Origin of the sequence: Mesorhizobium sp. B2-3-14 (genome assembly GCF_006442175.1) — a bacterium.
GTDB lineage: Bacteria > Pseudomonadota > Alphaproteobacteria > Rhizobiales > Rhizobiaceae > Mesorhizobium > Mesorhizobium australicum.
This window is the reverse complement of sequence record NZ_VFVP01000012.1, coordinates 13,318-36,588: the sequence shown is the minus strand read 5'-3', so window position 1 is coordinate 36,588 and position 23,271 is coordinate 13,318. Positions and strand designations below refer to the sequence as shown.

Sequence of the window (23,271 nt, the reverse complement as noted above, 5' to 3'; positions counted from 1 at the left end):
CACCCGTTAACCTCTTGAGGCAGCCGTGGCAACCTTGAGCCCGAGGTCAAACTGTCGATGAAGGGGCCGGGAAGCCTGGGCCCCCCGGCAATTATCAAATCTATTCGGCCGCGACGCCCATGCGCATGCGTTCCATCTCGATCAGCGCGCGGCGGTATTCGACCGGCATGATCTTGCGGAATTTCGGCCGGAAAATAGCCCAGTCGTCGAGTATCTCGCGGCCGCGCACCGAACCCGTATAGTGCACGTGGTTCGAGATCAGCTGGTAAAGCCGTTCTTCGTCATGACTGGTCATGTCGCCGGACACATCGACGCGGCCCTTGTGGTCGAGATCGCCGCCATGGTGCAGCAGCTTTTCCATCAGATCGTCTTCTTCCGGCACCGGCTCCAGCTCGACCATGGCCATGTTGCAGCGCTCGGCGAAATCACCTGCTTCGTCCAGCACATAGGCGACACCGCCCGACATGCCGGCGGCAAAGTTGCGGCCGGTTTTGCCGATGACGACGACGACGCCGCCGGTCATGTATTCGCAGCCATGGTCGCCGACGCCCTCGACGACCGCGGCGACGCCCGAATTGCGCACCGCGAAGCGCTCGCCGGCGACGCCGGCGAAATAGGCCTCGCCCTCGGTCGCGCCATAGAGCACCGTATTGCCGACGATGATGGAGTCGGCCGCGACGATCCTTGCCTCTTCCGGTGGCCGGATGACGATGCGCCCGCCCGACAGGCCCTTGCCGACATAGTCATTGGCGGCGCCGACGAGTTCGAACGAGATGCCACGTGCCAGGAAGGCGGCGAAGGACTGGCCGGCCGTGCCGGTGAGTTTTACCTGGATCGTGTCCTCGCGCAGGCCCTTGTGCTTGAAGCGCTTGGCGACCTCGCCCGACAGCATGGCGCCCGTCGAACGGTCGACATTGCGGATGTCGACCTCGATCTTGACCGGTTGCTTGGCCTCCAGCGCGGGTTTGGCCAGTTCGATCAGCTTGCGGTCGAGCACATCGTCGATCGGATGCTTCTGCCGCTCGGTCCAGTGCACCGCTTCATGCGGCGCATCGGGCTTGTAGAACATCTTCGAGAAATCGAGCCCGCGCGCCTTCCAGTGCTGGATCACGTCACGCTTTTCCAGAAGGTCGGCGTCACCGATGATCTGGTCGATATGGGTGAAGCCCATTTCGGCGAGCAGCGCCCGCACCTCTTCCGCCACGTAGAAGAAGAAGTTGATGACGTGCTCGGGCGTACCCTTGAAGCGCTTGCGCAGCACCGGATCCTGCGTCGCGACGCCGACCGGGCAGGTGTTGAGATGGCATTTGCGCATCATGATGCAGCCGGCCGCGATCAAAGGCGCGGTCGAGAAGCCGAACTCGTCGGCGCCGAGCAGCGCGCCGATGATGACGTCGCGCCCGGTGCGCAGGCCGCCATCGACCTGCAGCGCCACGCGCGAGCGCAGGCCATTCAGCACCAGCGTCTGGTGCGTTTCGGCAAGACCCATTTCCCACGGGCTGCCGGCATGCTTGAGCGAGGTCAGCGGCGACGCACCGGTGCCGCCATCATAGCCAGAGATGGTGATGTGGTCGGCGCGCGCCTTTGCAACGCCGGCCGCGACCGTGCCTACACCAACCTCCGACACCAGCTTGACCGAGACGTCGGCCGCCGGATTGACGTTCTTCAGATCGTAGATCAGCTGCGCCAGATCCTCGATCGAATAGATGTCGTGGTGCGGCGGCGGCGAGATCAGGCCGACGCCCGGCGTCGAATGCCGAACCTTGGCGATGGTTGCGTCGACCTTGTGGCCGGGCAACTGGCCGCCCTCGCCGGGCTTGGCGCCCTGCGCCACCTTGATCTGCATCATGTCGGAGTTGACAAGGTATTCCGCCGTCACGCCGAAACGCCCCGACGCGACCTGCTTGATCGCCGAACGTTCGGGGTTCTTGCCGCCACCTGGCAGCGGCAGATAGCGATCGGCCTCTTCGCCGCCCTCGCCGGTGTTCGACTTGCCGCCGATCTGGTTCATGGCACGCGCCAGCGTGGTGTGCGCTTCCCTGGAGATCGAGCCGAACGACATCGCCCCGGTCGAGAAGCGCTTGACGATGTCGGCCGCCGGCATGACGTCGTCGAGTGCGACCTTCGTGCGGCCGGTCTCATCCGCCAGCTTGATCTTGAACAGGCCGCGTATGGTCTGGGCGCGGGCCGTCTCGCTGTCGATCTGCGCCGAATAGTCCTTGAACGTCTCCCACGATCCCTGGCGCACGGCGTGCTGCAAGGTGGCGACCGCGTCGGGCGACCACATATGCGCCTCGCCGCGCATGCGGAACAGGTATTCGCCACCGACCTCCAGGCTGTTGCGCAGCACCGGATCGCTGCCGAAACCGTCCGTGTGACGGCTGACGGTTTCACCCGCGACCTCATCCAGTCCGACGCCTTCGATCAGTGTCGCGGTACCGGTGAAGTATTGCTGCACGAAATCGGTCTTCAGCCCGATGGCATCGAAGATCTGCGCGCCGCAATAGGACTGATAGGTCGAGATGCCCATTTTGGACATCACCTTGAGGATGCCCTTGCCGATCGACTTGATGTAGCGCGACACCACTTCATAGGCGTCGACCTCCTCGGGCAGTTCGCCGCGCTTGTGCATGTCGAGCAAGGTGTCGAAGGCGAGATAGGGATTGATCGCTTCCGCGCCGTAGCCGGCAAGGCAGCAGAAATGATGCACCTCGCGCGGCTCGCCCGATTCGACGACCAGGCCGACCGCGGTGCGCAGCCCCTTGCGAATCAGATGGTGGTGCACGGCGGCAGTCGCCAGCAACGCCGGAATGGCGATGCGGTCCGGTCCGAGCTGGCGATCGGACAGGATGATGATGTTGTAGCCGCCGGCGACTGCCGCTTCCGCCCGCTCGCACAGCCGGTCGATGGCTCCCTGCATGCCGGCAGCACCCTCGCTCGACCCATAGGTGATGTCGATCGTCTTGGTGTCGAAACGGTCCTCGGTGTGGCCAATCGAGCGGATCTTCTCGAGATCGCCATTGGTCAGGATCGGCTGGCGCACTTCGAGCCGCTTGCGGCGCGAATTGCCGACCAGGTCGAAGATGTTCGGCCGCGGTCCGATGAACGACACCAGGCTCATCACCAGTTCCTCGCGGATCGGGTCGATCGGCGGGTTGGTGACCTGGGCAAAATTCTGCTTGAAGTAGGTGTAGAGCAGCTTCGACTTGTCCGACATCGCCGAGATCGGCGTGTCGGTGCCCATCGAGCCCACGGCTTCCTGGCCGGTGGTCGCCATCGGCGACATCAATAGTTTGGTGTCTTCCTGGGTGTAGCCGAACGCCTGCTGGCGATCGAGCAGGCTGACATCCTTGCGCAGCGCGCGCGGCTCGACCGGCTTTAAATCTTCCAGGATGAGCTGCGTATTGGCAAGCCAGGTCTTGTAGGGGTGTTTGGTCGCGATCTCCGACTTGATTTCCTCGTCGGGGACGATGCGGCCCTTGCCAAGGTCGATCAGAAGCATGCGGCCGGGCTGCAGCCGCCACTTCTGGACGATCTTCTCTTCCGGCACCGGCAGCACGCCGGCCTCGGAAGCCATGATGACGCGGTCGTCGTCAGTGACGATATAGCGTGCCGGGCGCAAGCCGTTGCGGTCCAGCGTGGCGCCGATCTGGCGTCCGTCGGTGAAGGCGACCGCCGCCGGCCCGTCCCAAGGCTCCATCAACGCGGCGTGGTATTCGTAGAAGGCCTTGCGATCGGCATCCATGAGCTTGTTGCCGGCCCAGGCTTCCGGGATCAGCATCATCATGGCGTGGCTGAGGCTGTAGCCGCCCTGGAACAGAAACTCGAGCGCATTGTCGAAGCAGGCGGTATCGGACTGGCCGTCATAGGAGATCGGCCAGAGCTTCGAGATGTTGTTGCCGAACAGTTCGGAATCGACCGACGCCTGGCGCGCCGCCATCCAGTTGTTGTTGCCGCGCACCGTGTTGATCTCGCCATTATGCGCGACCATGCGGTAGGGATGCGCCAGCTTCCACGACGGGAAGGTGTTGGTCGAGAAGCGCTGGTGGACGAGGATCAGCGCGGTCTCAAAACGCGGGTCCTTGAGGTCCTTGTAGTAGGCCCCGACCTGATAAGCCAGGAACATGCCCTTGTAGACGATGGTGCGCGCCGACAGCGACACGCAGTAGGCACCGATGTCCTTGTTGTCGTTCTCGGCGTAGATGCGGCCCGATATGACCTTGCGCAGCAGATAAAGTCTTGCCTCGTATTCCTCGTCGTCGGTAATGTCGGCCGTGCGGCCGATGAAGACCTGGCGGTGGAACGGCTCGGACGCGACGATGTCAGGCGCCTTCGATAGCGACGAATTGTCGACCGGCACGTCGCGGAACCCGAGCAGCGGCAGCCCTTCGGACTGCGCCGATTCGGCGATTATCTCCTCGATATGTGCACGAAGGGCAGCATCCTGCGGCATGAACCAGTGTCCGACGCCGTACTGGCCTACCGGTGGCAGTTCGATACCTTGTGCCGCCATCTCCTCACGGAAAAAAAGATCCGGAAGCTGTACCAGCACGCCGGCGCCATCGCCGACCAGCGGATCGGCGCCGACGGCACCGCGATGCGTCAGGTTCTCGAGCACGGCAAGCCCGTCCTTGACGACCTGATGCGACTTTACGCCCTTCATGTTGACGATGAAGCCGACGCCGCAGGCGTCATGCTCGTTGCGTGGATCGTAGAGGCCCTGGGCGGTCAAGCCGCCGGCAGTCGCGCAATTTTTGGTGGAGGTATTTTTGACGGGAGCCGCTTTCGTCTGCGCGGCCTGGCCGTTCGTCGCAGAGAGCGTCAATTCCGTCATTGTCCTGTCCTCCATTCCAGCCCTTCAGGCGCTGGTTTGCCTCGGCAAGCGCTTGGCTCACCCTGATCCTTGCGGCACGTCTTGCGAAATCCTTTTCGAACCATGCGGCTTTTCGCATGCTTCGCATCTGGTATCGTACAGGCCAGCGTCCGGCCGTCCACCTGTCGCTCGCGGCAACAGCCGGAGAGGCCAATATGTTACGCCAATCCGGCCTGTTTTGTGCGACAAAATAAGACAGCACTACTGTCCTAAATTTTTATGGCAGAATTCCGAAACGCGCACAAGACCGATTCACAAAAAACTTGGAGCTTCCGCGACATAAAATTACACGGAGTTGGAGAAAAACGTAAGCTTAAGTCGCCGACGCTTGCCGCCACGTTGGCTGGCTTCAACGGTTTTCCGGCGCCTGGCCCTTGCGGTCGGCGCGTTAAACCGGTCAACTCCGGCTGATTTCCCCAACACAGGCAGATACATGTTCTTCGCTTCCGACAATTGGGCAGGCGCCCATCCCAATATCGTTGCCGGCCTGTCGGCCGTGGCCGGCGGCTTTGCCACCGCCTATGGTGACAGCGCCCTCGACGAGGCGGTTTATCAGCGCTTCAGTGAAATTTTCGAACGCGAGGTCGCGGTGTTCTTCGTGGCAACCGGCACCGCCGCCAATTCGCTGTCGTTGACCGCTTTCAACAAGCCGGGCGGCATTTCCTTCGCTCACCGAGAATCGCATGTCATCGAGGATGAATGTGGCGCGCCGGAGTATTTTTCCGGCGGCTCGCGGCTGCACGCCGTCGACGGCCCCCTGGGCAAGATCGACCCGCCCAATCTGGACAGGGCGATCGGCCGTTTCGCAAGCGAGGTTGTCCATTGGGGCCGGCCGATGGCGGTCTCGATCACCCAGTCGACCGAGGTCGGCACCGTCTATGGTCTGGACGACATAGACGCGATCTCGGCCATCGCCAAACAGCATTCCGTGCCACTGCACATGGATGGCGCCCGCTTTGCCAATGCGCTGGCCGCGCTCGACACCACCCCGGCCGAAATGACCTGGAAACGCGGGGTCGATGTCCTGTCCTTCGGCGGTACCAAGAACGGTTGCTGGTGTGCTGAGGCGATCGTGCTGTTCGACCTCGACCGTGCCAAGGAATTGGCCTTCCTGCGCAAGCGTGCCGCACAGCTGCTTTCGAAGTCGCGCTTCGTCGCTGCGCAGTTCGAAGCCTATTTCAAGGACGGGCTGTGGCTCGACACCGCCAGGCATGCCAACGCCATGGCCGCGCGCCTTGCGGCGGCGATCGAGGATTCGGCCACGGCAAAGCTCGCTTGGCTGCCGCAGGCTAATGAGGTGTTCGCGGTGATCGAGAAAACCGAAGCAGACAGGCTGCAGGCTGCAGGCGCGGCCTTCTATGACTGGCACAGGCCGCATGGTTTTGACGGCCATATCGGCGAGGACGAACTGCTCTATCGCTTCGTCACCAGCTTTGCCACGACGACTGAGGAAGTCGACCGCTTTGGCCAGCTGATCGCCGGATAACAGTCAATCTTCGGACAAAAAAGCGACGCCTCGCGGCGCCGCTTCCGTCTCGGGAGGAGACTTTAGATTTTATGCGGTCGTCAGGCTGCCGTCTTGGCCTCGATCTGCTTGGCCTTGGCCGGAGCCGAGGTGATCGCGATCTTGCGCGGCTTCAGCTCTTCGGGAATGTTGCGCTTGAGGTCGACGAAGAGCAGGCCGTTCTTCAGCGCGGCGCCGACGACTTCAACATGATCGGCAAGCTGGAAGCGGCGCTCGAAGGCCCTGGAGGCAATGCCGCGATAGAGCAGTTCGGAACCCTCGCCGGTGCCCTCGTCCTTGCGCTCGCCCTTCACGGTCAGCACGTTACGGTGAGCTTCGATCGAGATTTCCTCGTCCGAGAAGCCGGCGACGGCCATCGAAATCCGATAGGAATCCTCGCCGGTGCGCTCGATGTTATAGGGCGGATAGGTCTGCGCGCCGTCGGGCTGCGCAAGCGAATCCAACATGGTGAAGAGACGGTCGAAGCCGACGGTCGAACGGTAAAGCGGGGAAAAATCAACGTGACGCATGAGGTGTTCTCCTGTTGAGCAACATGGTTTGCGTATGGTCGGTGCGAAACCCGCGAGCGGCGTTTCGGGAGGACCAGCGGCCCCGATTGGCGACCGCAACCCACATCTGGGGAGCGCTCGAAAGCATTTCAAGTTTCGTTTGACGGCAAAAAAGAACGAGGCGGCCAACCTTTGATGAACGGCAGATGAACCGGTGCTTCGGCGCCCGTTCAGACAGCCCGCGCTAAAGTGGCTTTCAAGATCAAGGATTGGCGGCGCCGGATCTGCGAAGGTGCCGCAACGAGGCCGAACCGGGTGTTAACGTCCCTTCCTCCCGGATCGACAGGGGCCGGAAGCGCGCTCAAAGCCGCTTCCGGCCTGACCCGTCTCAGTCCTCCATAACCCGGATTTGCTTTGCTTTTGATGTGTTGGCGTCTATCACCGTGACGAGGCCAGCCGCGACCGGCTGGCGCGCAAGGACGCCGAGCACAAAGCGCCGAATGACGGATCTTTTCCACGACACTCCGCTCTTCCACGAAACCGAGGGCAATCCGCGACCGGAAAACGCCACGGGCGGCTTTTTCACCACGCGCGACGGCAAGAAAATACGTTATGGCCTGTTCGCGGGGGTGGCGCGGCCGATGCGGGGCACCGTGGTGTTGCTCGGCGGCCGCAACGAGTGCATCGAGAAATATTTCGAGACCATCCGTGACCTTGCCGCGCGTGGCTTTGGTGTCGCCATCCTGGACTGGCGCGGTCAGGGCGGTTCGGACAGGCTGATCCGCGATCGCCAGCGTGGCTATGTCAGGTCGTTCCGCGACTATACGGCTGACCTGGAGCAGTTCTTCGAAGAGATCGTGCTGCCGGACTGCCGCGGACCGTACTATATCCTCGCCCATTCGGCCGGCGCTGTGATCGCGCTGCTTGCCGCGCCGTCGATGGTAAACCGCGTGCGGCGCATGGTGCTGATCGCGCCGTTCCTGACATTGCCCGACCTGCCGGTCTCGATAGGGACGGTGCGCCGGATCTGTTCGTTTTTCTGCGCCCTGGGGCTCGGCTGGCTCTATGCCGCCTGGGGTCCAAGGCCGAGACACACGCTGCCCTTCGAAGCCAACAAGGTGACATCGGATCCGCAACGCTATCGCCGTAACACGCGCATTTATGAAGAATATCCGCAAATGGCGCTCGGCGGCCCGACGATCCGCTGGCTGCAGGCGGCGGCGAAGGCGTCGGCAGCCATCAGCGACCCCGACTTCATGGCCCGCATTCAGGTGCCGCTGCTGATCATCGCCGCAGGCGCCGACCAGGTCGTCTCGACCAGGGCGGTGGAGGCATATGCGAGAAATCTGAGGCTGGGTTCGCTGTTGATGATCGACGGCGCCAAGCACGAAATCCTGCAGGAAGCCGATCTCTACCGCGAACAATTCTTCGCTGCCTTCGACGCCTTCGTCCCCGGCTCAGACGACCCGACAGCCTGACAGGCCTGCGGCTCTTCCGCGAGAGGGCGTAGCTGACACTCCCTTTTTCAGGAAGGCGGCGCTGGCGGCGTTCAGGCAGACCTATGGGCATACGCCGGCGGCATTCCAGCGCTCGAGAAGCCGCCGACCGGAGGCGATGTCAGCCGCGCAGGGCAGCCATGGCGGCGGCATGAAGCTCCGGTGTCGCGGCCGCCAGAACGTCGCCGCCATTCTCCGCCGGTCCGCCGTCGAAAGTGGTGACGACCCCGCCTGCCTTCTCGATGATCGGGATCAGCGCCACGATGTCGTAGGGCTTCAATCCAGGATCGGCGACGATGTCGACGCTCCCCGAGGCGATCATGGCGAAGGCATAGCAATCGGCGCCATAACGGGCGAGCTGGATTTGCCGCTCGAACGCGTCATAGCGATTGCGTGCCTCGCCCTTGAACAGGGCCGGCGTTGTGGTGAACAACGTGGCCTCGGCCAGCTTCGTCGTCTTGCGGGTCGTCAGCTTGCGGGGGCCTCCCGGCCCCTCATAATGGGAACCGGAAGCGTTGGCGTAGAACAGCTCGCCGGTGAAAGGCTGTGCCATCATGCCGGCGACCGCGTCACCATCGACCGTCAGCCCGACCAGCGTGCCCCACACCGGCAGGCCGGAGATGAAGGCGCGCGTGCCGTCGATCGGATCGATCACCCAGACATGCCGGCTGGAGATGTTCTCGCTGCCGTGCTCTTCGCCCAGGATGCCGTGGTCGGGATACTCAGCCGATATCAGCGCCCGGATGGCGCGCTCGGCCTCGCGGTCGGCCTCCGTGACCGGATCGAAACTGCCTTTTTCCTTGTTGGCGACCGCGCCCTGGGCGCGGAAGCGCGGCAAGGTCTCCGCCGCCGCCGCTTGCGCGATACGGCGCATGAAATCGATGCTGATGTCCAACTGATTCTCCCGCTTTGCAGCGCGCCCGAGCCGGGCCTGCCGCGACTTCCCCGCCAAGACAAGCTTGTTTATTGATTTATCCGCCGCGACAACTGTTGCCGGAATGTCACTCCGACGTGATCGAAACGCAATTTCCACATCACTCTGAATTAAAAAAGCCTAAACGTCGCTTGACATTTGTGCGCTGCACAATACCCTCAATCTTGGACAGGGTTTCCTGTCCATGCCCTCCTTGGGCGTTTCCTCCCTAGACTTCGACCGTATCGTGCAAACGATGCGGTCTTTTTTTCACGGCCGCTCCTGGAGCGGGCCGTCCAAAGAAGCACACAAAAATCTTGGGCGGTGGCACGCATGAGACAAGGCGTGGTCGTCACTCCGCAGCCAGCGGCAGATCGATGAAATGATGGTCCGGCATCGCCATCAGGTCGGCTGAAAACCGCGTCAGGTCGTCGGCCAGCGCGTCGAAGCCGGCGGCTTTCTCGAATGTCCGCTCATTCATGTAGAGCCCGCGATTGACCTCGATCTGCAGCGCATGCAAATGACGCGCCGGACGGCCGTAATGCTCGGTGATGAACCCGCCGGCATAAGGCTTGTTGTGGGCAACCGTATAGCCCATCGCGGTCAATAGGCCGATCGCGGTTTCGGTCAGGGCCGCGGTGGCCGAGATGCCGAAACGGTCGCCGATGATGAAATCCGGCCGCAGCCCGCTGTCGCCGACACGGATGCTCGCCGGCATCGAATGGCAATCGATCAGCACGGCAAAGCCGAACCGGGCGTGGGTCCTGGTCAAAAGCCGCTTCAGCGTTTCGTGATAGGGCTTGTAGACGGCCTCGATGCGGGCAACCGCCTCGGCGAGCGGCAAGCGGCCCGAATAGATGTCGAGCCCCTCGCCCACCAGCTTCGGCACGGTGCCGAGCCCGCCGGCCACGCGCGCGGAGCGGATGTTGCAGAAGGACGGCACCGGCTCGGCGAACATGCGCGGGTCGAGTTCCCAGGGCTCGCGGTTGACGTCGAGATAGGCGCGCGGGAAATTCGCCGCCAGCAGCGGCGCGCCGAGCGCCACGGCGCCGCCGAACAACTCGTCGACATAGCAATCCTCCGAGCGGCGGATGGCATTGCGATCGAGCCTTGCCATGGCAAGAAAGCGTTCGGGATAGTAGCGGCCGCTATGCGGCGAGTTGAAAAGGAAGGGGACGCGCTGCTCGGCGCCCGACCGGATTTCGAAGGGTGGAAAGACCGAAAAATCCTCGGCTGCCGTCTTCAATTTGAACGAACCCGAAAACACCAGTGCATCATGGCATGAAACTGCCACCTTGCTGACCGCATGTCCAGCATTTCGGCGGTCGTGCCGCTGGGCAAATGTGGGTCAGGCGCGTCCGCGTTCACTTGATGTTTACTCTCACCTCCTCATATACAGGATGGTTAACGGGCCTGCCCCACGGCAGTCTCCGGCGGGTGATTCGGACGGGATAACATGGCACGCATTCTTCTGGCGGAAGACGACGACGATATGCGTCGGTTCCTCGTCAAGGCGCTGGAGCGCGCCGGCTATCAGGTCAGCGATTTCGACAACGGCGCCAGCGCCTATGAGCGGCTGCGCGAGGAACCGTTCTCGCTGCTTCTGACCGACATCGTCATGCCGGAGATGGACGGCATCGAACTGGCGCGTCGCGCCACCGAAATCGATCCCGACCTCAAGGTCATGTTCATCACCGGTTTTGCCGCCGTCGCGCTGAACCCGGATTCCAAGGCGCCGAAAGACGCCAAGGTGCTGTCCAAGCCCTTCCACCTGCGCGATCTGGTCAACGAGGTCGAGAAGATGCTGCAGGCGGCTTGAACCGCCTTTCGCAAGCCGCCGGCGTCGGTCCACAGCCGCGGCGGGACGACGTGTTTTTCCTCTTTTCCTGCTATTGACGCGCCTGACCAAAAATGGTGTATGCGCGGCTTCGGATGGGCGTGTAGCTCAGCGGGAGAGCACTGCATTGACATTGCAGGGGTCACAGGTTCAATCCCTGTCACGCCCACCATCCAACCCAGATATTCGGACCTTGCATAATGGCGCGAGCATCCTGGCGCTCACCGGAATGGACGACGGGTGATCCGATCGCGAAACGCGTTTAGGCCCCCGCGACAGCACACAGGCTTTTCATCCGCGAAATGGCAAGGTCGGGGTCGGCCAGCAATCCTGCCTGGTCGGCGAGGCGAAAGACGTCGGCATAATGGCGGATGCCGCGCGCCGACTGCATGCCGCCGACCATCGAGAAATGGTCCTGGTGGCCATTGAGCCAGGCCATGAAGACAATGCCGGCCTTGTAATATTCAGTCGGCGCCTCGAAGATTTTTCGTGACAGCGGCACGGTCGGCGCCATCAGCGCGTCGTAGCCGGCACGATCGCCGGCAGCCAGCTTCGCCAGCGCGGCATTGGCGACCGGTGCGATCGCGTCGAAAATGCCGAGCAGCGCATGCGAGTGCCGCTTGCCGTCTCCGGCGATCAGCTCGGGATAATTGAAGTCGTCGCCAGTGAACATCATCACGCCGTCCGGCAGCCGGTTCCTGAGCGCCACTTCCTTGCCGGCGTCGAGCAGCGATATCTTGATGCCTTCGACCTTGCCGGCATTGCGCTCCATGATGGCGATCACCGTATCGAGCGCGGTCTCGAAATCGTCACTGCCCCAGTAGCCTTTCAAGGTCGGATCGAACATGTCGCCCAGCCAGTGCAGGATGACCTTGCCGGAGGCCTGGCCCAATATGCGGTCGTAAACCAGGGCGTAATCGTCTGGCCCCTTCGCCACGGCCGCCAGCGCGCGGCTGGCCATCATGATCGCCTTGCCGCCCTGGCCTTCGATGAAAGCGAACTGCTCCTCATAGGCGGCGACCACGTCGTCGACCGTCCGGGCCTTCGACGGTGCCAGATGGTCGGTGCCCGCACCCGAGGCGAGATCGGCGCCAGCGACGGTCCGCGCCTCCGCGATTGAACGGCGGATCAATTCCTGCGCATTCGTCCAATCGAAACCCATGCCGCGCTGCGACGTGTCCATTGCCTCGGCGATGCGGAAGCCGAGCCGCCATAGATGATGACGAAACGCCATCGTCCTGTCCCAATCGACAACGGGCCGCGACCATGGATCTGTCATTCCCAGCGGATCGGCGACGACATGCGCGGCGGCATAGGCGATGCGCGAAAACCGCGCGCCGGTCACCGGCTGGACCGGCTGTCCGACAAGCGCGTAGGGTGTGCTGCGGCCACCCTCGCCAGGCAAGGCAATGTCCATGGATCTCTCCCTTTCGTGTCTCCTAAATGGAACGTTCCAATAAATCAAGAACCTTTAAGGTTTGAGATGGACGGCCAGCGATGCTGCGTTGCAACACAACGACCCCTTGGGTAGCAATCGTTTGACCACATATGACCTGCTGCTCTTGCTAGAGAAAAATCCTGATTGACTCATCCTCGGAGCAAGGATTAGAACGTTCCAATAAATTCGATTGAAAAAACCGGGGAGGATATCTGGATGGCCAGCCGGCCGAAGGCGACGATCTTCGACATCGCCCGCGAAGCAGGCGTGTCCAAATCGACGGTGTCGCTCGTGCTCCAGGGCAGCGGCCTGATCCGCCCCGAAACCGCGGTCAAGGTGCGCAAGGCGATCGAGGATGTCGGCTATGTCTATAACCGCGGCGCCGCCAATCTGCGCAAGGCCCACTCCAACGTCATCGGCATGGTCATCAACGACCTCACCAATCCGTTCTTCGCCGAGATGGCGGTCGGCATGGAGCGGGTCTTCCAGTCGGCCGGCATCGTGCCCTTCATCGCCAACACTGCCGAAAATCCGGTGCGCCAGGAAGAAGTGCTGAAGTCTCTGATGGAACAGGGCGTCGCCGGGCTCATCGTTTCCCCGGCGCGCGGCACGACGCCAGGGGCGTTCCGGCGGCTGGAAATAGCCGGTCTGCCGATTGCCTTCGCCATGCGCCGGCTGCCTGAAAGCCGCATTCCGGTGATTGCTCCCGACAATCATCGGGGCGCCTATCTCGCGACTTCGCATCTCGTCGGCAAGGGGCATCGCCGCCTGGCCTTCTTCGGCGGTTCGTCCGACCTCGTCGTTTATCATGAGCGCCTGGGCGGCTTTCGCGAGGCCTGCGAGACGCTCGGCATCGACGCCCGCGATGCGCTTATCATCGAGGGCGAGACCAACCGCAAGGGCGGCATGGCCTGTCTGGAAACGTCGCTGGCAATGGCCGAGCCGCCGACCGCGGCGCTGTGCTTCAACGATGCCGTTGCCTTTGGCGTCATGCTGGCGCTGCGCAAGCGCGGACTTGAGCCGGGCGCGGATTTCGCTGTCGTCGGCTTCGACGATGTGGTCGAGGCCGAACATTATATGCCGCCGCTGACCAGCGTAGCGGTGGACTCCGCCGGTCTCGGCGAACGCGCGGCCCACGTCATGATCAAGATGATCCAGTCGCGCACCACGCGGGCCGAGGATCATGTCGGCGCCGTCAATCTCGTGGTCAGGGAAAGCTGCGGCCCGGACCGCCGCACGCGAAAAAGGCCCGTGGCAGCGGGAACCGCGCCATGAGCGTCAAATGGGGGCTGATCGGCGCCAGCACGATCGCCCGGCAATTCATGATCGATGCCATTCGCGCTCAACCCGATGGCGAGATCGCGGCTGTCATGAGTTCCAGCGCGGAACGCGCCACGGCCTATGCAAGGGAAAATGGCATTCCAGCCGCCGTATCGAATCTCGACGCCTTGCTCGGATCGGACATCGACGCCGTCTACATCTCCACCACCAATGAACTGCATTTCGAACAGGCGCTGGCCGCCGCCAAGGCGGGAAAGCATGTGCTGTGCGAGAAGCCGCTGGCGCTGACCAGCGATGACGCGCGCAAGATGGTCGCTTCGGCCAAGGAGGCTGGCATCGTGCTCGGTACCAATCATCATCTGCGCAATGCCGGCGCGCACCGTGCCATGCGCGACGCCGTTGCCGCGGGCCGCATCGGCAACCCCATTGCCGCGCGTGTCTTCCATTCCGTCTACCTGCCCGAAAACCTGCAGGGCTGGCGCATCGCCAGGCCCGAGGCGGGCGGCGGGGTGGTGCTCGACATCACCGTGCACGATGCAGACACGCTGCGCTTCGTGCTTGGCGACGATCCGGTCGAGGTTTCCGCTTTCACGCAATCCGCCGGCATGGCCGGGAGCGGGCTGGAAGATGGCGCCATGTGCGTCTGGCGCTTCAAATCGGGCCTTATCGCGCAATCGCATGAGGGGTTCACCACCAGGTTTGCCGACACCGGCTTCGAGGTGCACGGCTCGCAGGGCTCGCTCATCGCCCGCGATGTGATGACGCAGAAGCCGGCCGGCTCGGTCCTCCTGTGCACCGCCAGCGGCGAAGAACAGTTGAGCTTCGACCGCGAGGATCTATACGCCAGGTCGGTACGCGGGTTCCATGCCGCGGTCCGTGGCGAGGGCCAGCCTTCCGCCACCGGAGAAGACGGCATCTGGTCGCTCGCCGCTGCCGAGGCGGCATTGCTATCGGCGGCTTCCGGCAGGACCGTCAAGATCGACCCGAAACTCGGGAGCATGAATTGAGCAAGGTCGTCTCATCGGCGCAGGCCGCCAGCCTGATCAAGGACGGCATGGTCGTCTCGGTGTCCTCGTCGAGCGGCCTCGGCTGTCCGGACGCCGTGCTCGCCGCGATCGGCGAACGCTTCGACGGCGAGGGCCATCCGAAGGATATCACCACGCTGCACCCGATCGCCGCCGGCGACATGTATGGCATCAAGGGCATCGATCATCTGGCGAAGCCCGGTCTCTTGAAGCGTACGCTGTGCGGCTCCTATCCGTCAGGTCCCTCCTCCGCCGAGCCGCCGCAAATCTGGAAGATGATCGGCGACAATGCGGTTGCCGCCTATAACGTGCCGTCCGGCATCCTGTTCGACATGCACCGAGAGGCCGCCGCCAAGCGACCGGGCGTGCTGACCAAGGTCGGCCTCGACACTTTCGCCGACCCGCGCCACCAGGGCTGCGCCATGAACGCCGCCGCCGCCGAGCCGATCGTGTCGGTGCAGCAATTCGACGGCGAAGAATGGCTCTACTTCCGCGCCATCGTGCCGCAGGTCTCGATCATCCGTGCCACCACGGCTGACGAGCGCGGTAACCTTACCTACGAGCATGAGGGGGCCTATCTCGGCGGGCTGGAGCAGGCGCTCGCCGCCCGCAACAATGGCGGCATCGTCATCGCGCAGGTCAAACGCGTCGTCGAGAACGGCACGTTGAAGCCGCATGATGTGCGCGTGCCGGGCGTGCTGGTCGACCATATCGTCATTGCGCCGGATCAGTTGCAGACGACGCTGACGCCCTACGATCCCGCAATCTCCGGCGAGATCTTCCGGCCGCTGTCGAGCTTCCGCAATGCCGAGATGAATGTCCAAAAGGTGATCGCGCGCCGGGTCGCCATGGAGCTTCGCGACGGCATGGCCGTCAACATCGGCTTCGGCATTTCGGCCAACGTGCCGCGTATTCTTCTGGAAGAAGGCCAGCACGGCAAGGTCACCTGGCTGATCGAACAGGGCGCGGTCGGCGGCGTGCCGTTGCTCGACTTCAAGTTCGGCTGCGCCTCCAACGCCGAGGCGATCATGCCCTCGCCGCACCAGTTCATCTATTTCCAGGCCGGTGGCTTCGACGCTTCGCTGCTCTCCTTCCTGCAGATCGATCGCCACGGCTCGGTCAACGTGTCCAGGCTTTCGGCGCGGCCGCATGTCACCGCCGGCGCCGGCGGCTTCGTCGACATCACGTCACGGGCGAAGAAGATCGTTTTTTCCGGCTTCTTCAATGCCGGGGCAAAGCTGTCGCTCGCCAATGGCGGCATCCGCATCGACGCGGAAGGCAAGGTCAAGAAAGTCGTCGAGGAGGTCGAGCACATCTCCTTCTCCGGCAAGCGCGCCGTCGCGCAGGGACAGGACATCACCTATGTCACCGAGCGCTGCGTCATGAAGCTGACGCCCGATGGGCTGATGGTGATGGAACTGGCGCCGGGCATCGACCTCGAGCGCGATGTGCTGGCGCAGGCCGAGATCCCGCTCAACGTAGCCAACGACCTCAAGGTGACGCCGGCGGCACTCTACCAGGATCGGCCGATCGGCCTGTCGCTGAATGGCGGCGCCTCGCTCGGAGGCGCGCATGGCTGAGCGCCTCGTCACCTTCGAGCAGGATGGCGCGATCGGCATTGTCACCTTGCGCCGTCCGGAAAAATTCAATGCGCTCGATATCCCGATGCTGCGCGCGCTGGAAGCGGCGCTGGACGAGGCGGAAAGCGCTCAGCATGTCCGCATCGTCCTCATATGCGGTCAAGGCAAGGGGTTTTGCGCCGGCGGCGATGTCGAGGCCTGGGGGAGCATGAGCGCCGCCGATTTCCAGGTGCAATGGGTGCGTTACGGCCACCGTGTCTTCGACCGGCTGGCGCGGCTGCGGCAACCGACCATCGCCGTTCTGTCCGGCCACGCGCTTGGCGGCGGGCTGGAACTGGCTGTGGCTTGTGATTTCCGCGTCGCGGAAACGCAGGTGAAGCTCGGCTTCCCCGAGACCTCGATCGGCGTCGTCCCCGGCTGGTCCGGCACGCAGCGCGCGGTGCGTCGCTTCGGCGCCCAGGCGGTGCGTCGCATGGCTGTCGGTGGCGAGATTTTTCTGGCGCCGGAAGCGCTTGCGCTAGGCGTCGTCGACCGCGTCGTCGAAACCGGCAAGGCCTCGGATGAAGCCAGGATCTGGGCTGAAAAAATCGCCGAACGCGGACCGCTGGCCACCGAAGCCGCCAAGCTGATGATTGCGGTGGCGGAGGGCGAGGAAAGCGCCGCTGCAACAGAAGCCTTGGCCAGCGGCTTCATGGCGCTCACCGGTGATCTCAAGGCCGGCGTCGGCTCCTTCAAGACCAAGCAGAAGCCCGTGTTTTCGCGTTCGTAGGACAGAGTGGAAATCACATGAATGCACCTCTGAAGATTCCCATGCCTGCCGAGGCCTCCGTGGCCCCCAAGGCATACAAGCTTCTGATCGACGGCAAGCATGTCGATGCCCGCGATGGCCGCATGCTGGAACGCAAGAGCCCCGGCCACGGCTTCATGGTTTCACACTATGCTCAGGCGGGTGCCGCCGAAGTGGAAGCCGCGGTGCAGGCGGCGCACAGGGCCTTCGAGACCGGCCCCTGGCCGCGCATGCAAGCGTCCGAACGCGCCGCGATCCTGCTTAAGGCCGCCGACCTGATCGAGATCCGGCTGGAAGACATCGCCCGGCTCGATGCGCTGGAATCCGGCAAGCCGATCGCCCAGGCGCGCGGCGAGATCGGCGGCGCCGTCGACATCTGGCGCTATGCCGCCTCACTGGCCCGAACGTTGCACGGCGAAAGCTACGCCAATCTTGGCGATGCCATGCTGGGCGTCGTCCTGCGTGAGCCGATCGGCGTCGTCTCGATCATCACGCCGTGGAATTTCCCATTCCTCATCGTCAGCCAGAAACTGCCTTTCGCGCTCGCCGCCGGCTGCACGGCCGTGGTCAAGCCAAGCGAAATGACGTCGGCCTCGACTTTCGTGCTTGGCGATATCCTGTTGGAAGCCGGCGTTCCCGCTGGAGTCGTCAACATCCTCGCAGGTCTCGGCGCCGATGTCGGCGCGCCGATGGTCAGCCATCCCCTGGTCGAGATGGTTTCGTTTACCGGTTCCACCCGCGTCGGCAAGATGACCATGGCCGCGGCCTCGAATTCCCTTAAAAAAGTTTCGATGGAACTCGGCGGCAAGAACGGCCAGATCGTCTTCCCCGATGCCGATCTTAAAGCCGCTGCCGATGCCGCGGTATTCGGCGGCTTCTTCAACGCCGGCGAGTGCTGCAATGCCGGCAGCCGGCTGATCGTGCATGAGGCGATCGCCGACGACTTCCTGGGCGCCGTGAAGGCATTGACCGCCAGGGTAACCGTGGGCGATCCGCTCGACGACCTCACCAAGGTCGGCGCGATGATTTCGTCAGACCATCTGGCCAAGGTGACGGGTTACGTCGCGGCTGCCGCGAGTGAAGGCGGCAGTATCTACAGCGGCGGCGGGCAACGCCCTTCCAATGCCGGCCAATATCTCGATCCGACGATCTTACGCAACGTCACCGAAAACATGACGGTCGCGCGCGAGGAAGTGTTCGGGCCGGTGCTCTCGGTGCTGACTTTTGAATCGATTGAAAAGGCGTTGCGCATCGCCAACAACACGCCCTATGGTCTGTCGGCGGGTGTGTGGAGCGCCAGCATCGACACCTGCATGTCGGTGGCGCGGGGCGTGCGTTCGGGGACTGTCTGGGTGAACACGTTCATGGAAGGTTATCCAGAACTGCCGTTCGGCGGCTACAAGCAGTCGGGCTTGGGCCGCGAACTCGGCAAGCGCGCTGTTGAGGACTATACCGAGGAAAAGACAATCCAGTTTCATCGCGGCCAGCGCACCGGTTGGTGGGTCGGCTGAGTTGGGAAGAACCCGGTGGGCTGCCACCGGTCGTGTAATGCAACAAGGGAGGAAGTACATGTTGCGCAAACTGCTTATCGGAACGGCGCTCGCTTCGGGCCTGGCTTTCGCGGCCCATGCCGAGGACGTCAAGGAAGTGCAGATGCTGCATTGGTGGACGTCGGGCGGCGAAGCAGCTGCTCTCAACGTGCTCAAGGGCGATCTGGCCAAGGAAGGCTATGCCTGGAAGGACGTTCCCGTGGCCGGCGGCGGCGGCGATGCCGCCATGACCGCGCTGAAGGCGATGGTCGCGGCCGGCAACTATCCGACCGCCTCGCAGATGCTCGGCTACACCGTGCTCGACTATGCCGCTGCCGGCGTGATGGGCGACCTCACAGAGACGGCGAAGAAGGAAGGCTGGGACAAGTCGGTTCCGGCCGCGCTGCAGAAGTTCTCCGTCTATGACGGCAAGTGGGTTGCCGCTCCGGTCAACGTCCACTCCGTCAACTGGCTGTGGATCAACAAGGCGGTGATGGACAAGATCGGCGGCACCGAGCCGAAGACCTTCGACGATTTCATCGCCCTGCTCGACAAGGCCAAGGCGGCTGGGGTCACCCCGCTCGCGCTTGGCGGCCAGAACTGGCAGGAAGCGACCATGTTCGATTCCGTCGTGCTGTCGACCGGCGGACCTGAGTTCTACAAGAAGGCGATGAACGACCTCGACGACGCGTCGCTCAAGTCCGACACGATGAAGAAGTCGTTCGACAATCTGGCCAAGCTCGTCACCTATGTCGACCCGAACTTCTCGGGCCGCGACTGGAACCTCGCCACCGCCATGGTCATCAAGGGCGATGCGCTGGTGCAGGTCATGGGCGACTGGGCCAAGGGCGAGTTCCACGCCGCTAAAAAGACGCCGGGTACGGACTTCCTCTGCTATCGCTTCCCGGGCACCGACGGCTCGGTGATCTACAACTCCGACATGTTCGGCATGTTCAACGTTCCGGACGACCGCAAGGCCGCCCAGGTCGCTCTGGCCACCGCCACCTTGTCGAAGAGCTTCCAGTCGGCCTTCAACGTCGTCAAGGGTTCGGTTCCGGCCCGCACCGACGTGCCTGACACCGACTTCGACGCTTGCGGCAAGAAGGGTATCGCCGACCTGAAGAAGGCCAATGAAGGCGGCACGCTGTTCGGCTCGCTTGCCCAGGGCTATGGCGCGCCTCCGGCTGTCGCCAATGCCTATAAGGACGTCATCTCGAAGTTTGTCCACGGTCAGATCAAGACCTCGGACGAGGCCGTGACCGAACTGGTCAAGGCGATCGACGACGCCAAGTAAGCGCCGGCCACAAACACCTTCCCCGCTCCGGCGGGGAAGGTTTCCGGTCCGTGAGGCCGATCGGCCGGATGCCGACGGGAGGAACCCATGAGCAGTGTAGCGACAACCCAGATCAAGCTGACACCGGAGCGGTCGCGCACCTCGGTGCGCTCGCGCCTGCAGGATGCCTTGCCCAAAATTGTGCTGGCGCCGAGCTTCGCCATCACCATCGTCTTCGTCTACGGCTTTATCCTGTGGACGATCTATTTGTCCTTCACCAACTCCAAGACCTTCCCGTCCTATGCCATTACGGGCGCACGCGCCTATCAGCGGTTATGGGGCTGGACCTTCGACACCGACCCGCCATCGAGCTGGTACACGTCGATCACCAATATGGGCATTTTCGGCTTTCTCTACATCTTGATCTGCCTGGCGCTCGGCCTGTTCCTGGCCATCCTGCTTGACCAGAAGATCCGCGGCGAAGGCGTTTTGCGTCCCATCTACCTCTATCCGATGGCGCTGTCCTTCATCGTCACCGGTGTTGCCTGGAAATGGTTCCTCGACCCCGGCCTCGGTCTCGAACAGACGCTGCATCAATGGGGCTGGACGAGCTTCCATTTCGACTGGATCAAGAACAAGGATTTCGTCATCTACACCGTGGTCATCGCCGGCGTCTGGCAGGCCTCCGGCTTCATCATGGCGATGTTCCTGGCCGGCCTGCGCGGCATTGACGGCGAGATCATGAAGGCGGCGCAGATCGACGGCGCCACCACCTTCCAGCTCTATCGCCGCATCGTCATTCCGCTCTTGCGGCCGATCTTCCTGTCGGCCTTCATCGTGCTCGCGCACCTTGCCATCAAATCCTATGACCTGGTCGTGGCACTGACCAGCGGCGGTCCCGGCGGCTCGGCCTGGCTGCCGTCCAACTTCATGTATGAATACACCTTCAAGCGCAACGAAATGGCCGTCGGCTCGGCCAGCGCCGTGATCATGCTGATGACCATCGTCGCCATCATCGTGCCCTATCTCTATTCGGAACTCAGGGAGAAGTCGCGATGAGCGCCGTGACCACTCCCGCCCGCCGGGTCAGCGGCGGCGTCAACGTCAAGATTGTCAATCGCATCGTCATCTACGGGCTTCTGGCGCTGTTCGCGCTGTTCTACCTGATGCCGCTGTTCGTCATGCTGGTGACCTCGTTCAAGACCATGGACGAGATCCAGAACGGCAACATGCTGGCGCTGCCAAAGGCGCCGACCTTCGACCCCTGGCTGAAGGCCTGGGGTGAGAGCTGCGTAGGCCTCACCTGCGCCGGCATCAAGGGCTATTTCTGGAACTCCATAAAGATGGTGGTTCCGGCCGTGCTGATCTCGACCATGCTCGGTGCGCTCAATGGCTACGTGCTGACCAAATGGCGTTTTCGCGGCGCGACCCTGGTATTCGGGCTGATGCTGTTTGCCTGCTTCATCCCGTTCCAGTCGGTACTGCTGCCGATGGCGACGATCCTGGGCAGCCTCGGCCGGTTCGGCGTGACGCTGCAGAACACGGTCGGAACCAGCTTCGGCCTCGGCAACCCGACGGTGAACCTGGTGTTCGTCCACGTCGTCTACGGCATCGGCTTCACCACGCTGTTCTTCCGCAACTATTACGAGGCGTTCCCGACCGAACTGGTCAAGGCCGCGCAGGTCGACGGCGCCTCTTTCTTCCAGATCTTTCGGCGCATCATGCTGCCGAATTCGATGCCGATCTTCGTCGTCACCGTCATTTACCAGTTCACGAACATCTGGAACGACTTCCTGTTCGCCTCCGCCTATGCCGGCACCGGCGACGCCATGCCAATGACGGTGGCGCTCAACAACGTCGTCAACACCTCGACAGGCGTCGTCGAATACAACGTCAACATGGCGGCCGCGATGATCGCGGCACTGCCCACCCTTCTCGTCTACGTGCTCGCCGGCCGCTACTTCGTGCGTGGCCTGATGGCGGGCGCGGTCAAAGGATAACCCAATGGCTTTTCTGGAAATTGATGGTCTGAGGAAGCGTTTCGGCCAGGTCGAGATCCTGAAGGGGATCAATCTCGAATTGGAAAAGGGCGGCTTCCTGGTGCTGGTCGGTCCTTCCGGCTGCGGCAAATCCACCTTGCTCAACACCATCGCCGGACTGGAGACCATCACCTCCGGCGATATCCGCGTCGATGGCCGCACCATCACGGATCTGCACCCGTCCAAGCGCGACATCGCCATGGTATTCCAGAGCTACGCGCTCTACCCCAACATGACGGTCGCCGGGAACATCTCCTTCGGCATGGAGATGCGCGGCGTGCCGGCCGACGAACGCCAGAAGGCGATCGACAAGGTGGCCAAGGTGCTGCAGATCGGCCATCTGCTGAACCGCAAGCCGAGCCAGCTTTCGGGCGGCCAGCGCCAGCGCGTCGCCATGGGCCGGGCGCTGGTGCGCGACCCCAAGCTGTTCCTTTTCGACGAGCCGCTGTCCAACCTCGACGCCAAGCTGCGCGTCGACATGCGCATCGAGATCAAGCGCCTGCATGCCACCACCGGCACAACCATCGTCTATGTCACCCACGACCAGATCGAGGCGATGACGCTGGCGACCAAAATCGCCGTCATGCGCGATGGCGAGGTGCAGCAATTCGGCACGCCGGCCGAGATCTACAACAACCCCAGCAATGTCTTCGTCGCCGACTTCATGGGTTCGCCGGCGATGAACCTGATCCCGGCGACCATCGACGGCAATGGCAGCGACCTGGCCGTCGTGCTCGATCGCGAGGCACGCCAGCCGATCACTCTGCCGATGGCCAACGCCCCGGCCGGATTGTCGGCGTTCAAGGGCAAGCCGGTCATCTTCGGCGTTCGCCCCGAGGCGCTCACCGATCCGGAAGGCGCGGAGCGCAACGCCTCGCAAATCGCCACCGCCGATTGCCATATCGAGGTGGTGGAGCCGGCCGGTTCCGATACCTTCGCCGTCACCAACCTCGGCGGCAAAGGCGTGGTGGCGCGGCTGCGCGCAGATGCCAACATCCAGCCCGGCACCAACACGCCGCTCGCCTTCAACCTGACCAAGGCGGTGTTCTTCGATCCGGCGACCGAGAGCCGTATCCGCTGATGTGCGTCGCCCAAAAGTGGGTCCGGTTTTGGGGCAACGACATGCATCAAGACAATAGACCTAAAGCGCGTCGCATGTGTCCATTCAAAAGCGGCGCGCTTTAGGC

17 protein-coding genes and 1 tRNA gene are annotated in these 23,271 nt (G+C 63.0%); 13 read left to right on the top strand and 5 right to left on the bottom strand.

Going from position 1 to position 23,271, the window contains the following annotated elements; all coding sequences use genetic code 11:
• Positions 1–100: 100 nt before the first annotated feature.
• A complete protein-coding gene (gene gltB / locus FJ950_RS24755) occupies positions 101–4,834 on the bottom strand; it encodes a glutamate synthase large subunit (RefSeq protein ID WP_140619373.1) in 4,734 nt (1,577 codons plus the stop codon).
• Between the two features lie 472 nt (positions 4,835–5,306).
• Between gltB and FJ950_RS24750 the strand changes: the two genes are divergently transcribed.
• Positions 5,307–6,359: a low specificity L-threonine aldolase gene (locus FJ950_RS24750; protein WP_140619371.1), complete on the top strand. Its 1,053-nt coding sequence runs from the start codon at positions 5,307–5,309 to the stop codon at positions 6,357–6,359.
• Positions 6,360–6,439: 80 nt separating this feature from the next.
• Here FJ950_RS24750 and FJ950_RS24745 read toward each other — a convergent pair whose 3' ends face one another.
• Positions 6,440–6,907: an Hsp20 family protein gene (locus FJ950_RS24745; RefSeq protein ID WP_013893124.1), complete on the bottom strand. Its 468-nt coding sequence runs from the start codon at positions 6,905–6,907 to the stop codon at positions 6,440–6,442.
• Positions 6,908–7,386: 479 nt separating this feature from the next.
• On the opposite strand from FJ950_RS24745, the gene FJ950_RS24740 reads away from it, so the two are divergent.
• Entirely contained in the window at positions 7,387–8,364 is a 978-nt protein-coding gene (locus FJ950_RS24740) for an alpha/beta hydrolase (protein ID WP_140619369.1), read from the top strand.
• A gap of 139 nt (positions 8,365–8,503) precedes the next feature.
• On the opposite strand, the gene hisN is transcribed toward FJ950_RS24740, so the two are convergent.
• Positions 8,504–9,277 carry a histidinol-phosphatase gene (gene hisN / locus FJ950_RS24735; RefSeq protein ID WP_140619367.1) on the bottom strand — a complete coding sequence of 258 codons (774 nt, stop codon included), beginning with the start codon at positions 9,275–9,277 and terminating at the stop codon, positions 8,504–8,506.
• A 370-nt stretch (positions 9,278–9,647) separates the two neighbouring features.
• Positions 9,648–10,589 (bottom strand): N-formylglutamate amidohydrolase, encoded by a 942-nt coding sequence (locus tag FJ950_RS24730; RefSeq protein ID WP_140619365.1) that lies wholly within the window; start codon positions 10,587–10,589, stop codon positions 9,648–9,650.
• A 162-nt stretch (positions 10,590–10,751) separates the two neighbouring features.
• Between FJ950_RS24730 and FJ950_RS24725 the strand changes: the two genes are divergently transcribed.
• On the top strand, positions 10,752–11,114 hold the full coding sequence (locus FJ950_RS24725) for a response regulator (protein WP_006199474.1): 363 nt from the start codon (positions 10,752–10,754) through the stop codon (positions 11,112–11,114).
• A 115-nt stretch (positions 11,115–11,229) separates the two neighbouring features.
• Positions 11,230–11,304: transfer RNA gene (locus tag FJ950_RS24720), tRNA-Val, on the top strand.
• 90 nt (positions 11,305–11,394) lie between these two features.
• Here FJ950_RS24720 and FJ950_RS24715 read toward each other — a convergent pair.
• The gene (locus FJ950_RS24715) at positions 11,395–12,549 is read right to left on the bottom strand and encodes a dihydrodipicolinate synthase family protein (protein WP_140619363.1); all 1,155 of its coding nucleotides are present in this window, start codon (positions 12,547–12,549) and stop codon (positions 11,395–11,397) included.
• Between the two features lie 237 nt (positions 12,550–12,786).
• Here FJ950_RS24715 and FJ950_RS24710 point away from each other — a divergent pair, with 237 nt between their 5' ends.
• From FJ950_RS24710 to FJ950_RS24670, 9 genes are all read left to right on the top strand, one after another.
• The gene (locus tag FJ950_RS24710; protein ID WP_140619360.1) at positions 12,787–13,845 is read left to right on the top strand and encodes a LacI family DNA-binding transcriptional regulator; all 1,059 of its coding nucleotides are present in this window, start codon (positions 12,787–12,789) and stop codon (positions 13,843–13,845) included.
• Positions 13,842–14,858 (top strand): Gfo/Idh/MocA family oxidoreductase, encoded by a 1,017-nt coding sequence (locus FJ950_RS24705; RefSeq protein WP_140619358.1) that lies wholly within the window; start codon positions 13,842–13,844, stop codon positions 14,856–14,858. The genes FJ950_RS24710 and FJ950_RS24705 overlap by 4 nt, the downstream gene beginning before the upstream one ends.
• The gene (locus FJ950_RS24700) at positions 14,855–16,456 is read left to right on the top strand and encodes an acyl CoA:acetate/3-ketoacid CoA transferase (RefSeq protein ID WP_140619356.1); all 1,602 of its coding nucleotides are present in this window, start codon (positions 14,855–14,857) and stop codon (positions 16,454–16,456) included. Before FJ950_RS24705 ends, FJ950_RS24700 begins: the two co-directional genes overlap by 4 nt.
• Positions 16,449–17,225 carry an enoyl-CoA hydratase/isomerase family protein gene (locus tag FJ950_RS24695; protein WP_140619354.1) on the top strand — a complete coding sequence of 259 codons (777 nt, stop codon included), beginning with the start codon at positions 16,449–16,451 and terminating at the stop codon, positions 17,223–17,225. The genes FJ950_RS24700 and FJ950_RS24695 overlap by 8 nt, the downstream gene beginning before the upstream one ends.
• Before the next feature lie 17 nt (positions 17,226–17,242).
• Complete coding sequence (locus FJ950_RS24690; protein ID WP_140619351.1) at positions 17,243–18,754, top strand: aldehyde dehydrogenase family protein; 1,512 nt, start codon at positions 17,243–17,245, stop codon at positions 18,752–18,754.
• A 58-nt stretch (positions 18,755–18,812) separates the two neighbouring features.
• Positions 18,813–20,066 carry an ABC transporter substrate-binding protein gene (locus tag FJ950_RS24685; RefSeq protein WP_140619348.1) on the top strand — a complete coding sequence of 418 codons (1,254 nt, stop codon included), beginning with the start codon at positions 18,813–18,815 and terminating at the stop codon, positions 20,064–20,066.
• An 87-nt stretch (positions 20,067–20,153) separates the two neighbouring features.
• Complete coding sequence (locus FJ950_RS24680; protein WP_015315823.1) at positions 20,154–21,104, top strand: sugar ABC transporter permease; 951 nt, start codon at positions 20,154–20,156, stop codon at positions 21,102–21,104.
• Positions 21,101–22,045: a carbohydrate ABC transporter permease gene (locus FJ950_RS24675; RefSeq protein ID WP_140619345.1), complete on the top strand. Its 945-nt coding sequence runs from the start codon at positions 21,101–21,103 to the stop codon at positions 22,043–22,045. Before FJ950_RS24680 ends, FJ950_RS24675 begins: the two co-directional genes overlap by 4 nt.
• Before the next feature lie 4 nt (positions 22,046–22,049).
• On the top strand, positions 22,050–23,165 hold the full coding sequence (locus FJ950_RS24670; RefSeq protein ID WP_140619343.1) for an ABC transporter ATP-binding protein: 1,116 nt from the start codon (positions 22,050–22,052) through the stop codon (positions 23,163–23,165).
• The last annotated feature ends 106 nt before the right edge of the window (positions 23,166–23,271 follow it).